Raw genomic sequence first — 13938 nt, 5'->3', positions numbered from 1 at the left:
AAGTGAAATCCGCGCATGCACAGATTTCGCCAGGTGGAAGGTTAAGGAGTAATCCTGCGGCAAAGGCAGTGGTGTCTTTGCTTGCAACCCTTGGTCTTCTCCTGTCGATGACACCTGCTATCGCCTCGGCCCAAGACAGTGGGCACGATCGAAGCGAGTTATATATCACGGGCGGCAAGCTGACCCGCTTAAAAGATAAAAGCGCTGATCTAGTCCAAGACGAGCGCATTGTCTTTTCTTTCAACTGGGATGCTAGTGCGTATGCACGTACTGATCGGGCTCCCAAAATCGGTGACTACATCAAGATTGACATCCCAGCGTGGGCTAATTTCGCTGAGGGTACAGCACCGATGAATGATGCCGAAGGCAATGCTGTAGCAGAATGTGTGCAGAAGAAGACTGAGGTCAAGTGTACTTTTGTCACGGATCTTTCACGCAAGGATGAACCTAAAGGCAGCTACGAATCTGCTTTGTATCTGCAAAAAACTCAGCGGATCGAAAAATCCTCCATTCAGTTCGGCCCACTCAGTAGCGTGGTCGAATTGTCTTCGATTGTTAGCCAAGATGCCATTGATAAGGGCGTTATTGGTCTCGGGAGTGAATCCACCCCGCCGAATCTTTCCCCACTCGATGGGGTTCAGAAAAAAGAGGGCGTGTACCACGGTTTGCTCACCTACTCGGAGGGCAAAGCCATCATCGGTTGGCACATTTATGCCAACGGTACTGGTGGTGATGTGACAATCACAGACACCTTTGCCAAGCCTTTGCAGCCAGCACAATATTTGCGCGCGGTACCGGAATTCAAAAATTCGGTCGAGATCCGTTACCGTGACAAAAAATTAGAAGAACCACACGGCGGTGGCAGTTGGGACTTAACCAGCCAGAAACCTCACGAGACGTCTTTTCTTCCGCACGATCAGTTCGATGTTGAATGGTCGGAAACGCCAACGGGGCAGCAAAAAGCAACTGTGGTGCTGAAAAACACCACCGATAGTCGTGTGTACCGTGTGCGTATCATGACGGAATTAGATCCCAGTGTTCACCAAGAAGGTGACCTACTGCGCAACGAGGCTTTCATCGAAAATAGCCGAGTGGAAACCGAAGTCAAAGCCTACAACGTGATCACTGCTGTGGCGCAGTATAAAGACAACACTGGTGCCATCAGGATTTTCAAGCATGTTGAGGGAATCCCGGCTGACAAGAAGCCACAAGATTATAGCGCCACTATCGAAGCAAAGATTCTGCGTCCAGGCGAACAACAGCCAGAGGTTCGTACTCTTTCTGTGCGTGAAGGTGCACAGGCGCAACTGGCAGGTTTCCTGGGTGACCTCCCCACAGGTACCCAAGTAACTCTTACAGAATCTGCCTCACCAGTAATCGAAGGCTTTGCGCACAACAATGTTGTGGTGGGTCAAGGTAAGTATGGCAACCTTGAGGCGCAAGATAATGTGAGAATTTCACTTGATCGCGCTTCAGCTGTGGTGACGATTCAAAATAAGCAGACCACCGAAGTTGCCCTCACCAACTCTTATGTAGAAGCGCGAGGCAAGTTCACCGTGACCAAGCAGGTTCGTGGCCTTACTGCGAACATTCCGGCGAGCTTTAAGGTGCAGTACCGCTGTTTCACCAAAGAGACGCAGCCACAGTTGGTCACTGAAGGGACTATCGAGGTAGCGAATGGGGAAACAAAGCAATCCCCAGAACTTCCGCTGGGTATTGAATGTCACCTGGACGAGATTGATAAGCAATCCGTGAGCGTCGACGGTTATGAGCTGAACGAAAATTTCAGTCACATTGTTGTGGAGCCGTCGCTTACACCCGAAACTTCAGATAAGGCGCGCACAATCTTGACCAACCACTACACCAAGACCACTGGTGGGTTCAGCATTATCAAGAAGGTGGAAGGCGATAGCAAAGACCGTGCGCCAGCGTCTTTTACGTTCCAATACCGGTGCGGGGATAACAACTGGACAGATATCACTGTTGAGCCGAATACACCTACCCAGGTCAACGATGTGCCTAAGGGGCAGTGTGTGATCAAAGAAGCGGCGCAACAACCGCTTGAGGGTGTGAGCATGAGCACCGTGCTGCAGGCAGGTGATCAGCAGGCCGAAGGCACCAATGAGCTGACCTTTACCGTTGGTGATGACACCGCAGCACAGGTCGTTGTCACCGCCACCAACACCTATACCCGCGATAAGGGTGCGTTTAAGATCACCAAGGTGGTCGATGGCGATGCCGCGAACAAAGCCCAGGGTCCTTTCACTTTCCAGTACCGCTGCGATGGGGCACCAGAGTGGACAGATGTGACTGTTGCGGCAGGGCAGACTCAAGAAATCGCACAGATCCCCACGGGGCAGTGTGAAATTAAAGAACTTGCCCCCGCAGCGATTGCTGGTGTGAGCCATTCTTCTGTTGTATCGGTGGCAGATTCCCACGCCCGCAATGGCGAAGTGTTGCGCTTTGATGTGCGCAAAGATGCGGACCCTGTTGTGACTGTTCAGGCAACAAATACCTACACCCAGGATCGTGGCGAGCTGCATATCAAGAAGGTTGTTGCTGGTGATGCGAAGAATCTCGCCCCGGCGTCGTTTAGCTTTAGCGTGCGCTGCGGTGAGCAGGAATGGGACAACATTGAGGTCAAAGGCGGCGCATTTGCGGCAATCACCAACGTCCCGGTCGGGGAGTGCGTGATCAAGGAAAAGGATGCCGCAGTTGCAGGCACAACCCTTGCCACTGGTTTTAGTGTGAACGCGCATCCGGTCACCACCGATGGCGACGGGTCGATTCGCGTGCCGGTGACAAAGGGTGCGACCGTGCTGGTGGAGGCAACAAACACCTACACCCGCGAGACAGGCAGTATTGAGCTGCGCAAAAATGTCATCGTTGACGGCAAGGCTGCACCTTCGGCCACGCCGTTTAGCATCATCGCGCGCTGCGAGGGGATGAATATTGATCCGATCACTGTTCCCGGTGACGGCAGCACTGTGCGTATCGACGCCGTGCCCACCGGCACCACGTGTAGTTTCACGGAAGCTGATGCGCAGCGTCCAGGCTACGCCCACGGCGTGACCTTCCAGCCAGCCAGTGTCACCGTGAACACTGCCGGTGAAACAGTGCGGGTGGAAATCACCAACACCTATGTGCGCGACACAGGTGGGTTCAGCATCACTAAGCAAGTAGAAGGCAACGCGGCAGCACTTGCCCCGAAGCGCTTTCACTTCCGCTACACCTGCGCCGATGGTGTCACAGGCACCGTGGAAGTAGAGTCTGGAAAACCAGCCATGCTCAGTAACATCCCCACCGGCGAATGCACGATCACTGAAGAAGCAGCGCAGGTTGAACACACCACACTGAAAACCCACATGAGCGTGGGCGGCGGGCAGCCAGTGGAAAACAATACCGTCACCTTTAGTGTGACAAAGGATCAACAACCAGCAGTAGCGGTCGTTGCAACCAACACCTACACCGCCGAAGAATATCCCTTCATGCTGCGTAAAACCTTAAGCGCAGATACTGACGTTGATGTGCTCACACAACGTGCAGCAGGGCGTGCATTCATCTTCGACTACACCTGCACCCCAGCCTACGAAGGGGCGAAAGCAACCACGGGTCAAATCAGTATTTCAGGCGATGGCAAGGCAGTAGCCTCACCACACACCTACCCAGTGGGAACCACCTGCACCCTGACTGAGCGTGCTGATTCGGCGACAATCCCAGGGTTTGTTCACCAACCCACCCAACCTATGACCGTTAACGTGCGTGCCGGTGAGCAACCCGCGACAGTGGAGTTCACCAACCACTACACCCGCGACGGTGGGGGATTTAACCTCGCCAAGAAAGTAGAAGGCTGGCCGTGGTTTGCCACCAACACCTTCACTTTCAACTACCGTTGCGAGCACAGTGCAAGCAGCACCGTGAAGGAAGGCACAGTAGAGGTAGTAGGTAACAACACCCCTGTAGACGTTGATGCGCAGATCCCCTTCGGTTCCACCTGCGTGATCACCGAAGACACACAGAAGGCACAGCGACTTGGCTTCGTGCTCCAAGAAGTACCTGAAATCCGCTTTATCCTTGATGAGAACAACAAGGACCACACCTTCACAGCAACAAACACCTACATTCCATGGATTCCGCTGCTGATTCCACTCATCCCACTGGTTGTAGCACCATTCATCCCACAACCTGCGCCACACCAAGAAAGCGCAGTACTGGCAGCAACCCCGGACATGCACAAAGAACAGGAGAAGCAAGGACAAACCCACAGCCCACAGAGTGCACCGGCGCAACTAGCACGCACCGGCGTCGATAAGCATCTTCTTGCATGGGTAGTCTTCGGCGCACTGCTGAGCACAATCGGCGTGTTCATGCTCCGCCGCCGCGAAAACTAACCCCTTCTAGACCAAAGTTCAACACAAACACCCAGTGAATGCACACCAGCAACCACTGGGTGTTTTTTCACACCCTGCAGCACAAAAAATGGAAAACTAAGAACAATGAGCACCCACCCCGGAATCGACCTCGTCCACATCCCCAGCTTCGCCGAACTCCTCAACACCCCAGGATCACGCTTCGACCAAGTCTTCTCCGCCCGCGAACACCGCATCGCCACCACCAAGCCCCGCCGCGACGAACACCTCGCCGGACGCTGGGCCGCCAAAGAAGCCTTCATCAAAGCCTGGAGCCAATCCCGCTACGGACAACCCCCAAGCATCACCCAAGAACAGCTCAACTGGCGCGAAATCGAAATCATCCCCGACGCCTACAACCGCCCCATCATCCACCTAAGCGGCACAATCGCCGACATCACCGGGATAGACACCATCCCCGTCTCCATCAGCCACGACGGCGACTACGCCACCGCCATCTGCATCTTCAACACCTAACCCAACCCCCCGCCAAAAATCTAACCCGGCAATTAGCCAGTAGCAACAGCAAACAAATACGCAATCGCCATCCGCTTAATCTCAGCAACCGTATCCTTAAACACCTCATCACTGGTGTGCGGATCATGCACCGCATAATTCAACAACGACACCAACGTGTGCACCAACAACCCCGCCATCATCAACCGCTCAGACTCATCCGATTGCGGCGCCAACGGATGCAACACATGCGCCAACAACACCAACATTTCACGCTCAGTCGCCGCCGCAGTCGCACGCGTCGCCGGAGTCGACTGCACAGCATGCCACACGGCGCGCCGGGAAGGATCAGCCCGCCACATATCGGCAAGGTGATCGATCAACTCATCCAAAATATCCGGCCACTGCAGCGCCGGAACCTGATCCGCAAACGTCGTCAACTCCGCTACTGTTGCCGCTGTATCTTCCCGATCCAGCTCACAAATCAGCACATACTTGTTGGCAAAAAACTGGTACAACGTCCCGATGGGGACCTCGGCGCGCTTGGCTACCTCATCGAAAGTGAAAGACTCGAAGCCGACGTCGACAAGCACGGAACGCGCCGCCGTTAAAATGCGACAAAAACGCTCCCGTGAACGCTGCTGGGCAGGGCGACGTCGCGGGAGGAGGATCTCACCTAGCTCACCCGCTGCTTTATTGTCGCCCTTATCCGCTGCCACCATGAGGATTTACGCCAGATCTTTCAACACACGCGCAACATGGCCGGTCGCACGCACGTTATACATCGCCTTCTCCACAGTCCCGTCAGCTGCGATCACAAACGTTGAGCGGATCACACCTTGGACAACCTTGCCGTAGTTCTTCTTTTCCCCAAACGCACCGTAAGCATTCATCACCTGCTTATCGACGTCGGAGAGCAGGGGGAAGTTCAAATCGTGATCAGCACGAAACTTCGCAAGCTTGTCTGGAGTATCTGGGGAGATAGCAACAACATCGATACCAAGACCACCCAGCTGGCTTAAAGAATCCCGGAAATCGCAGGCTTCCTTCGTGCACCCTGGAGTATTCGCCCGAGGGTAGAAATACACAATGACCTTCTTCCCCGCAAAATCACTTAACGAGGTGGTGCCACCCTCATCGTTCGGGAGGCTAAACGGTGGGGCAACGCTGCCGGTTTCCAAGCGCACATTTTCAGTCATGGGATCAACTTTACCTTCTTCACGCATTTTCCCTCGCAAAGGACTAAGGTGTATTAGGAACTTTGTAATACCTTTTGAGGAGACTAAGAAAAAGTGGCACGCAACATTGATGACATTCAGCGCGAAATTGAGCGCACCCGCCGCCAGCTGGCGCAGACGCTGGATGAAATTGCTGACCGCACGAAGCCGCAACACATCGTTGACGATGTGAAATCCGGTATCACCCAGAAACTGAAAGAACCACAGGTTCAAAAAATTGTTGCCGGAGTCGGCATTGCGGTTGCTGCTCTCGTCGTCATTGGTGTCAGCTCCTCCCGCAAACGTAAGAAGCAGCTGAAAGAACTTCAGCAACTTCTAGCCGCGCGCTAGTCTTTCACCATTACGACACTCACCCCCCTCCTTCACACCTTTCTCCCACTTGACTTAAGCATTCAAGGGATAGAAAGGTCGAAGGAGGGTTTTCGCGTAGTTGGGGTACTTCTTAGGCTAACTGGCAGCCAGCTTTCACCATCTCTTGCATCGCAGCATCACCAGTTTCCTCCGTCACTGCCGAGACCAGATCAGTGAGAACCTTCACCTCAAAACCATGGCGTAACCCATCAAGGACGGTCGCGCGCACACAATAATCCGTGGCGATACCCACCACATCAATAATGTCTATTCCGCGCTCACGCAACCACAGATCCAAGGCAGCGCCATCACTGGCTGCAACACCTTCAAAACCTGAATAGGCCGCCGAATACTGACCTTTGAGAAAAACCTCATCAAAACGATCCTGCACACCAGCTACAGCGGGGTGGAAATCAGCACCTAAAGAATCAGCCACACAATGCACCGGCCACGAATCCACAAAATCGGGGGAATCAGAAAAGTGGCTACCAGGATCAATATGCCAATCCTTCGTAGCCACCATCACCTTATAACGGTCAGCATGCTCAACCATATGCTGCGCAATACCTTCAGCAACCACACCGCCACGAGTCGTTGCTAAAGATCCACCAGGACAGAAATCATTTTGAACATCAACTACAACAAGCGCTCTCATGGTTTACGAGTCTAGCCAACCACTACGCCTATTCAATCCATCCTGAAGAAAACAAGGGGGTAGCGCCACCCACAATTTCCTCCCAGCAGCACAACAAGCGGCGACAACACCAGCTGGACAACCACCACAAGCCAACATTGCGCATCACCTACCGCTGTAGGGTGGGGAAGTGGAGTAAAAAAGGTGTGGGTGGAAAACAGAAAAATCCTCAGCAAAAATATGCTGAGGATTACAGTGTGCGCCATCAGGGACTCGAACCCCGAACCCACTGATTAAGAGTCAGTTGCTCTACCAATTGAGCTAATGGCGCAGTGTTGAGAGCAGCCAACCTGAATAAGGTTCATGTGCTGGGCAACGAAGAGATAGCCTACACCTGCTTTGAAGATTTGTAAAATCTCGGAGAATTTTCATTTCTGTATACGAGGAAAACGGGTGGAGACTGCCTGCCAGTAGATCACCCACAGAGGAAGATTCACGTGCAACGGGGCACATGAATGCAAAGTACGGAAACCAGAATGAGGCAGTGGAATGCGGTGAATATCAGTAGGGGGATCGCAGCATGAGGAGGATGCAACATGTAGTGTGAAATCCTGCGAGACAACAATAGAATGCAGTCACCCCCAGCAAGAAGAACTTGCTGGGGGTGACTGTTACTGTGCGCCATCAGGGACTCGAACCCCGAACCCACTGATTAAGAGTCAGTTGCTCTACCAATTGAGCTAATGGCGCAACGCTATCCAAGGCACTGCTTGGCAACGAAGAAAAATATAACAGCTACATTCACGCAAAGTAAAATCTGCAGGTCACTTGCCATAATTTCGCGACATGGCTGCGTGCCGTGTTGTGCGGGGATGAGGCTGTGGGGGCGTCGACAAGCGAAGGATGCGTGAGCGATTGGTCGCAAAAGTGCTCTGTTGTGCGCGATAAAAGTAATGAAAAGGGTATTCGATAGCTGAAAATATGAATAGAAACCCACGTGTTGTGTGTATTTTCAGCGGGGGTGGAGAGAGTGGGGACGCATCAATTTGGTAACGATCGTGCACGAATGTGCGCTAAACCTAGGAACATCTTGGGGGTGTTGTTTAGGATAGTTATAGTGGCCGCAGCGAACGGGGGATACCCCATCACACCTCGTCGCAGGGGCTTTTCTAGAGAGATAAGGAAATAGATTTAACCATGGCATTGATGCGCAATGCTTGCATAGGCGTCGCTTTCAGTATTGTCTTAGCTGCCGGCACAGCCTGCACCATCGACAAAGGTGTGGCAGAAACCGCGAAAAGCACCCCCGCAACCACCAGTACCCAAGCCCCAAAGCTCCTAGCCCCACAAATTAGCGTGAAAGACGGTGCGACAGACGTCAACCCCAATCAGCCCGTTGTTGTGAAATCGCTCGGCGAAGGGTTATCAAGCGTGCGCATGACGAACGAAGAGGGCAAAGTTATCGAATCAACCCTCGATACCGACAACATGCGCTGGACAACAGCCGAACAGCTGGGCTTCAACCGCACCTACACCGTGGAAGCGAAAGACAAAAACGGGAAGACCGCAACAGTCACCTTCTCAACCGTGCAGACCGCCGCGCTCTCCAGCAACAGCCTGGCACCGCTGGACGGCGCTGAAGTAGGAGTCGGACAAACAATCGCGCTGCGCTTCGACACTTTCGTCAACAACCGTAAAGATGTTGAAAAAGCCATCACCGTGACCACCGTGCCCAAAGTTGAAGGCGCGTTCTACTGGATCTCCAACCAGGAAGTACGCTGGCGACCCGAAAATTATTGGAAGCCCGGCACCAAAGTCACCGTTGATGCAAAACTATACGGCGTGAAAATTGGTGAAGGTGTTTACGTCGGCAACGACAACAAAGCATCATTCACCATTGGCGAAAAAGTTGAAGCAATCGTCGACGACAACACCAAAACCATGACCGTGTACAAGTCCGGTGAACAGGTAAAATCCATGCCTGTCTCATTAGGTTCTGCGCAATGGCCAACCCCTAACGGCGTGTACATCATTGGCGACCAATACCCATCGCTGGTAATGGACTCGACCACCTACGGACTGTCGCTGGAAAACGGTGGCTACAAAACCCCAGTCCAGTTCGCCACCCAAATGTCCTACTCCGGCATTTTCGTCCACGCCGCCCCCTGGTCACTGTGGGCACAGGGCAGCCAAAATGTCTCCCACGGATGCGTCAACGTCTCCACCGAAAACGCCCAGTGGTTCCAAAACTTCGTCAAACGCGGCGACCTCGTCACCGTGAAAAACACCATCGGCCAGACACTGTCCGGTTACGACGGGCTCGGCGACTGGAATATTGATTGGGAAACCTGGAAGAAGGGCAACGCCGACCAGGCATAACCGCCCCACTTTCCCACTGTGATTACACCTGCAGGCATCAGCGTTCGCGCCGGTGCCTGCTTTTTATCCCCAAGCTTCGCGTCGTTACCAGCACTGTGCTTGGATGGGGAGAATGGAACATAAAATCTTCACAATGCCAGTCTCAGCGGTCTACCCGCACTACAAAACCAAAGTGGAGCGCAAAGGCGTAGACCCCGCCGTGGTTGACGCCTGCATCTGCTGGCTGACTGGATACAGCCCCGATCAACTCCACGAGCTTCTCGACGCCGACACAAACTTCACAGAATTCTTCAGCGCCGCCCCGCACATCAACCCCGCACGCGACCTCATCGGGGGAAGTATCTGCGGAGTGAAAATTCCAGAAATCGACGACCCTTTGATGAAACTCATCCGGCAACTCGATAAACTCATCGACGATGCCGCCAAAGGCAAATACGAAAAAATGCAAACAAAACTCGGGCTCAACCCCCTCTAGTCGAACGCCCGAAAAATAGCCTCGTAACCCAGCTTGAATATAGGGGAGTGCAAAGCAATGAGGGCCTTCGTAAAATACGAAGGCCCTCATTCACATGGGGGTGGCTGACGGGGCTCGAACCCGCGACACCCAGGATCACAACCTGGTGCTCTACCAGCTGAACTACAGCCACCATCGCTGTTTGAAGCAGCGAGGACTATATTAACCTACTTGTCTAAAATTACAAAAACCGCAGGTAACGCTGGGTAGCCTCCGCCTTAGCAGTGGCGCACTCGTCACCAGAAGGATCAGGGGTGATCATCGAACGGCGGTAGTAATCCAACTCCCGAATCGACTCCACAATATCCGCCAGCGCACGGTGCGCCAGCCCCTTATCCGGCTGATGCGCATAGACTTCAGGAGCCCACCGGCGTGCCAGCTCCTTCAGCGAGGACACATCGATCATCCGATAGTGCAAGGCCTGATCCAGGCGGGGCATCTTCTCCCGAATGAAACTGCGGTCGGTGGCAATAGAATTACCTGCCAAAGGGGCAGGGTGTTCAGGGGAGCAGTGCTTCGCAATCAGCTCCAACACAGCATCTTCAGCCTGGGTGAGCGACACAGTGGATTCTTTAATCTCTTGAGTAAGACCTGAAGAATCGTGCATGTTTTGAACAAAATCATCCATCTGCGCAAGCTCTTCATCAGTGGCGTGGACGACAAGATCAACCCCCTCACCAAGAATATTCAGCTGAGCATCGGTGACAAGCGCAGCAATCTCAACGATGGTGTGCTTGTGAATATCTAGGCCAGTCATCTCCAGATCAATCCACACAAGACGATTGTTGTACTCCACTTTCGGTTCAGTCATAGTAACTAACTCTAACAACCCCCAGCCGAAAATAGTGCGCACACCACAAACACCCAACACAGACCAAACCCCCATGATGGAGCTCATGAAAACTCCATCACAGGGGTAGGCGATCAAGGAAATCCTTGGGCGTGAAACCTTTATAGGCCACTAAGCCTTCGGCGTGAACAAGCCCTGCATAGCTTGGGCGAAAGCTGCACCGATGCTATTGAGGAACTTCACAAGCGCCTTCCACAGATCCTTAAACGCTTGTGCGAAGCTAGGAACAGACGGATCAGGGGTATCTTCTGGATCTTGTGGAGTCGAGGTAGCTGGAGGCTGCGGCTGCTCCGTAGGCTGCTCTTCCGTTGGTTTTTCTTCCTTTGGTTGCTCTTCCTTTGGCTGCTGCTCAGGTTCCTCCTGCTTCGGCTGAGGCAAAGCCTTAAAGGTTTGGGTGGCCTCCGAAGCATCGAAATCAGTAGTAGCTGTAGCCGCCTCAGGCGCATTGGCTGTCACGGTTACAGTCGTAGCCTCAGTAAGATCCTCACCCAACTGCGCAATCTTGAGATACGCCAAAGCAACACCTTCGGAATTCGTCACCGCATCGCTGCGCGCATCACCGGAAGTAAAAGTGATCCTTTCACCAGCAACAGGTTTGCCCTCACGCTGCAGCTTCGCCGAAACCAACACCTGCACATTCTTGCCTGGCTCAACCACGGCGTCGGCAAGCTCAGCAAGAGTCAAGGTGCTCGTTCCACGCAAACGATCCTGTGGCGAGACCACAAACGTTGCAGTACCATCAATCCGGCGCGTATTCTCCGCCGCAGTCACAGGGCGTGCCACCAACGAATGCGACACCGGCTGTGCGCCAATAGCAACAGAATCGACCTCAACCGTGGCATCCACAACCCCCTCAACAGGAGTCAGTGCGGAAGCAACCTTGAGGCCATCAAGATACAGATCCACCTTCGTATCAGCAGGAACAGACTCAGTAGTCGACTGCACACGCACCTTCACAGGTACATTCAAAGCCTCACCGGTCGAAGCAACAGTGCCGATCGCATCAATAGATGCAGACACACGCGCTGGTGCAGCTGGGGCAGGGACCTCACCAAACCGCACAACTGGAGTGCTCAGCGTCTGGTTGCGGGTTTGCCCACGCGCAATAGTTAATGCCCACGATGTTTCAGTAACAAATTCACCGCGTGCGATATCCTCCTCAGTCACGGTGTGGAACGCTGAAGTGCACGCAGCGGTATGACGAGCATTAAAAGAATTCCAACGGCAGTTCGGGCTCCCCTTAGCAGGGTCGAAACTCTCCAAGCCTGAGCCACCTGAAGGGATCACAGAAATTGAATTGTTCAGTGGATTCACAACCGTAAAGCGGTAATAAATACGCTCACCCACCTGATAGGTCGGCTTTGGATTCGCAACAGTGACAAACACAGTTGGCTCAGTGACCTCAGGGGCACCACCGTGATCAACGCCGCCATGAACAGTAATCGTCACCCGGCCCACAGCATCAACAGCGCCATGAGCAACCCCCAGGCGGAAATCATTTGGCCCATTCACCGCAGTTGCTGGGGCGGTGAAATTCACAGCAACAGTCTTCGACTCACCAGCTGCAAGCGTCAAGCGCGGAGTCGGACCAACAACCCACCCCTCTGGGCCCGATACCTCCAACGGCTGATCCACAATAGCCGCGCCAGTGGTATTGGTGATGGTTACCGGAACCTCAACACTTTCACCTGCCGCTACCAAAGCAGGAGCAGCCGCAGTGCCAAGGCAGGACTCGCCAAGCCATGCCAGGTTGAAACGAACGAAATAAATATCGTTCATATTGCCACGATTATGACCCTCAGTCAGCAGACCAATGTCACCATTGGCCAAGGTAGTCATGTGCGTGTACTGCAGATCAGACTGTTTAAACAGTTTCTCTACCGGCCACGTCTTGCCATCATCACAAGACATGCGGATAGTGCCGTTCGTACGACCGGATGTCGACGCAGTATTGGAGAACAACAACACCTTAGCCAAAGCCGAGCCCTCAGGGGCGTTCGGGAACGCACGAATGATCGAAGCGTTGTTGCGTGGATCTGGCAAACGGTAATCCAAAACCGGCTCAGTCCAATTCATGCCACCATCATAGGAATAGGAAATCTTGCGGAACGTCTCGCCCCGGTTCGAGGAACGGGAGTTGTTCATCAATGTGCCGTCGGAAAGCTCAACGATCTTATTCTCGTCCATGCTTTGACCCCACGGGTTAGAAGGGAACCACGTCTTGCCGTGATCGTCAGAAATCCACGCCACAGCCTTCCACTGATTGCTGGTGGTAATCAGCATCGCGGGCTGAATCAAACGACCCTTGTACTTGCCATAGGTGAGCTGAATGCCGTTGCCGGAGGTGGCAAAGCGTGCCTTCCACGACAAATCAGGAGTAATTTCACGCGTAATCACATGATCATAAGACCAGGTAGCGCCATTATCAGAAGACTTCGCGTAAGCAGCCTGAATCACCTTGCGGTTATTCGGATCATTGCCTACCTGGGAGGGGTTGCCACCAACGATCGCGGTATCGAAAGATTTGACATGGAAGTTGAAAATCTCGCCAGTTTCACGGTCGGTGATGTAGGAAGGATCGGAATAACCGATCTTTTCTGCCACGGGGGTGGGCTTACCTGGAGCAACGTCTTTTAACTCCTCCCATGTAGCACCGTTATCGCGGGAAATGCGCTGCACGATCGAATTGGCCTGAGGGGCGTCAGCGCAGTTATCGGGACGGCCGTCATAGGAGGCGAGAAGGGTGCCATCTTTGGCGGTGATCAAGGCTGGGATGCGGTAGCAGTTGAAGTTATTGGTGCCACCAGTTTCGATCTTGTGCTCAACCAAAAAGCCAGGGGCATTCATATCGGGGTTGGCATCAAAACCGTTGGTGCCGTTAGCGGCGTGCCCTGGAATTCCAGCAAAAGGAGTGTTGGGTGTTTGCGCAGCCGCGGTGGATGTGGCGGCGACGAGTCCGGTTGCCAGCGCGAGAGCAGACACAGTTGCGGTCAGCGCGCGCCTTTTGATTGTTCCACTCATGTTTTCACCTTTCTGGGGGGAGTGGGAATGTGTGCAAGGTTGAAAAAGTACATCAGGGTGTCCTGAAGGTGGGAAGAGTCAGAAAC

The 13938-nt window shown here is 53.5% G+C and carries 10 protein-coding genes and 3 tRNA genes; 5 read left to right on the top strand and 8 right to left on the bottom strand.

Features of this window, described 5'->3' with window-relative positions; all coding sequences use genetic code 11:
- Positions 1-2: 2 nt before the first annotated feature.
- Both CFELI_RS10545 and acpS read left to right on the top strand, forming a co-directional pair.
- A complete protein-coding gene (locus CFELI_RS10545) occupies positions 3-4391 on the top strand; it encodes a DUF5979 domain-containing protein (protein ID WP_277104254.1) in 4389 nt (1462 codons plus the stop codon).
- Positions 4392-4496: 105 nt separating this feature from the next.
- Positions 4497-4886 (top strand): holo-ACP synthase AcpS, encoded by a 390-nt coding sequence (acpS, locus tag CFELI_RS10540; RefSeq protein WP_277104255.1) that lies wholly within the window; start codon positions 4497-4499, stop codon positions 4884-4886.
- Positions 4887-4918: 32 nt separating this feature from the next.
- Here the strand turns inward: acpS and CFELI_RS10535 are convergent, their stop codons facing one another.
- Together CFELI_RS10535 and bcp are read right to left on the bottom strand one after the other, a co-directional pair.
- Positions 4919-5587 carry a TetR/AcrR family transcriptional regulator gene (locus tag CFELI_RS10535; RefSeq protein ID WP_277104256.1) on the bottom strand — a complete coding sequence of 223 codons (669 nt, stop codon included), beginning with the start codon at positions 5585-5587 and terminating at the stop codon, positions 4919-4921.
- A gap of 6 nt (positions 5588-5593) precedes the next feature.
- Positions 5594-6064, bottom strand: coding sequence for a thioredoxin-dependent thiol peroxidase (gene bcp / locus CFELI_RS10530; RefSeq protein ID WP_277104257.1), 471 nt, complete (start codon positions 6062-6064; stop codon positions 5594-5596).
- A gap of 93 nt (positions 6065-6157) precedes the next feature.
- Here bcp and CFELI_RS10525 point away from each other — a divergent pair, with 93 nt between their 5' ends.
- Positions 6158-6433, top strand: coding sequence for a DUF3618 domain-containing protein (locus CFELI_RS10525; RefSeq protein WP_277104258.1), 276 nt, complete (start codon positions 6158-6160; stop codon positions 6431-6433).
- Positions 6434-6545: 112 nt separating this feature from the next.
- Here CFELI_RS10525 and CFELI_RS10520 read toward each other — a convergent pair whose 3' ends face one another.
- The 3 genes from CFELI_RS10520 to CFELI_RS10510 all read right to left on the bottom strand — a co-directional run bounded on the left by CFELI_RS10520 (position 6546) and on the right by CFELI_RS10510 (position 7838).
- Positions 6546-7109 (bottom strand): isochorismatase family protein, encoded by a 564-nt coding sequence (locus CFELI_RS10520; protein ID WP_277104259.1) that lies wholly within the window; start codon positions 7107-7109, stop codon positions 6546-6548.
- Between the two features lie 237 nt (positions 7110-7346).
- Positions 7347-7419 (bottom strand) — tRNA-Lys (locus CFELI_RS10515).
- A gap of 346 nt (positions 7420-7765) precedes the next feature.
- Positions 7766-7838 (bottom strand) — tRNA-Lys (locus tag CFELI_RS10510).
- A 456-nt stretch (positions 7839-8294) separates the two neighbouring features.
- On the opposite strand from CFELI_RS10510, the gene CFELI_RS10505 reads away from it, so the two are divergent.
- Together CFELI_RS10505 and CFELI_RS10500 are read left to right on the top strand one after the other, a co-directional pair.
- Positions 8295-9467 carry a L,D-transpeptidase gene (locus tag CFELI_RS10505; RefSeq protein WP_374724744.1) on the top strand — a complete coding sequence of 391 codons (1173 nt, stop codon included), beginning with the start codon at positions 8295-8297 and terminating at the stop codon, positions 9465-9467.
- Positions 9468-9579: 112 nt separating this feature from the next.
- On the top strand, positions 9580-9942 hold the full coding sequence (locus CFELI_RS10500; RefSeq protein WP_277104261.1) for a DUF2200 domain-containing protein: 363 nt from the start codon (positions 9580-9582) through the stop codon (positions 9940-9942).
- 99 nt (positions 9943-10041) lie between these two features.
- On the opposite strand, the gene CFELI_RS10495 is transcribed toward CFELI_RS10500, so the two are convergent.
- From CFELI_RS10495 to CFELI_RS10485, 3 genes are all read right to left on the bottom strand, one after another.
- Positions 10042-10114: transfer RNA gene (locus CFELI_RS10495), tRNA-His, on the bottom strand.
- Positions 10115-10162: 48 nt separating this feature from the next.
- Entirely contained in the window at positions 10163-10792 is a 630-nt protein-coding gene (gene orn / locus CFELI_RS10490; protein WP_277104262.1) for an oligoribonuclease, read from the bottom strand.
- A gap of 150 nt (positions 10793-10942) precedes the next feature.
- Positions 10943-13852 (bottom strand): exo-alpha-sialidase, encoded by a 2910-nt coding sequence (locus CFELI_RS10485; RefSeq protein ID WP_277104263.1) that lies wholly within the window; start codon positions 13850-13852, stop codon positions 10943-10945.
- Positions 13853-13938 lie beyond the last annotated feature (86 nt).

The organism is Corynebacterium felinum (assembly GCF_030408755.1).
Classification (GTDB): domain Bacteria; phylum Actinomycetota; class Actinomycetes; order Mycobacteriales; family Mycobacteriaceae; genus Corynebacterium; species Corynebacterium felinum.
The sequence above is the reverse complement of the archived record's forward strand: the minus strand, read 5'-3'. Positions and strand labels throughout refer to the sequence as shown.

Excerpts from the sequence above, each read along its gene's own strand:
- CFELI_RS10535 (WP_277104256.1), bottom strand. The coding sequence starts at position 5,587 with ATGGTGGCAGCGGATAAGGGCGACAATAAAGCAGCGGGTGAGCTAGGT.
- CFELI_RS10500 (WP_277104261.1), top strand. The coding sequence starts at position 9,580 with ATGGAACATAAAATCTTCACAATGCCAGTCTCAGCGGTCTACCCGCAC.
- bcp (WP_277104257.1), bottom strand. The coding sequence starts at position 6,064 with ATGACTGAAAATGTGCGCTTGGAAACCGGCAGCGTTGCCCCACCGTTT.
- orn (WP_277104262.1), bottom strand. The coding sequence starts at position 10,792 with ATGACTGAACCGAAAGTGGAGTACAACAATCGTCTTGTGTGGATTGAT.
- acpS (WP_277104255.1), top strand. The coding sequence starts at position 4,497 with ATGAGCACCCACCCCGGAATCGACCTCGTCCACATCCCCAGCTTCGCC.
- CFELI_RS10520 (WP_277104259.1), bottom strand. The coding sequence starts at position 7,109 with ATGAGAGCGCTTGTTGTAGTTGATGTTCAAAATGATTTCTGTCCTGGT.
- CFELI_RS10505 (WP_374724744.1), top strand. The coding sequence starts at position 8,295 with ATGCGCAATGCTTGCATAGGCGTCGCTTTCAGTATTGTCTTAGCTGCC.
- CFELI_RS10485 (WP_277104263.1), bottom strand. The coding sequence starts at position 13,852 with ATGAGTGGAACAATCAAAAGGCGCGCGCTGACCGCAACTGTGTCTGCT.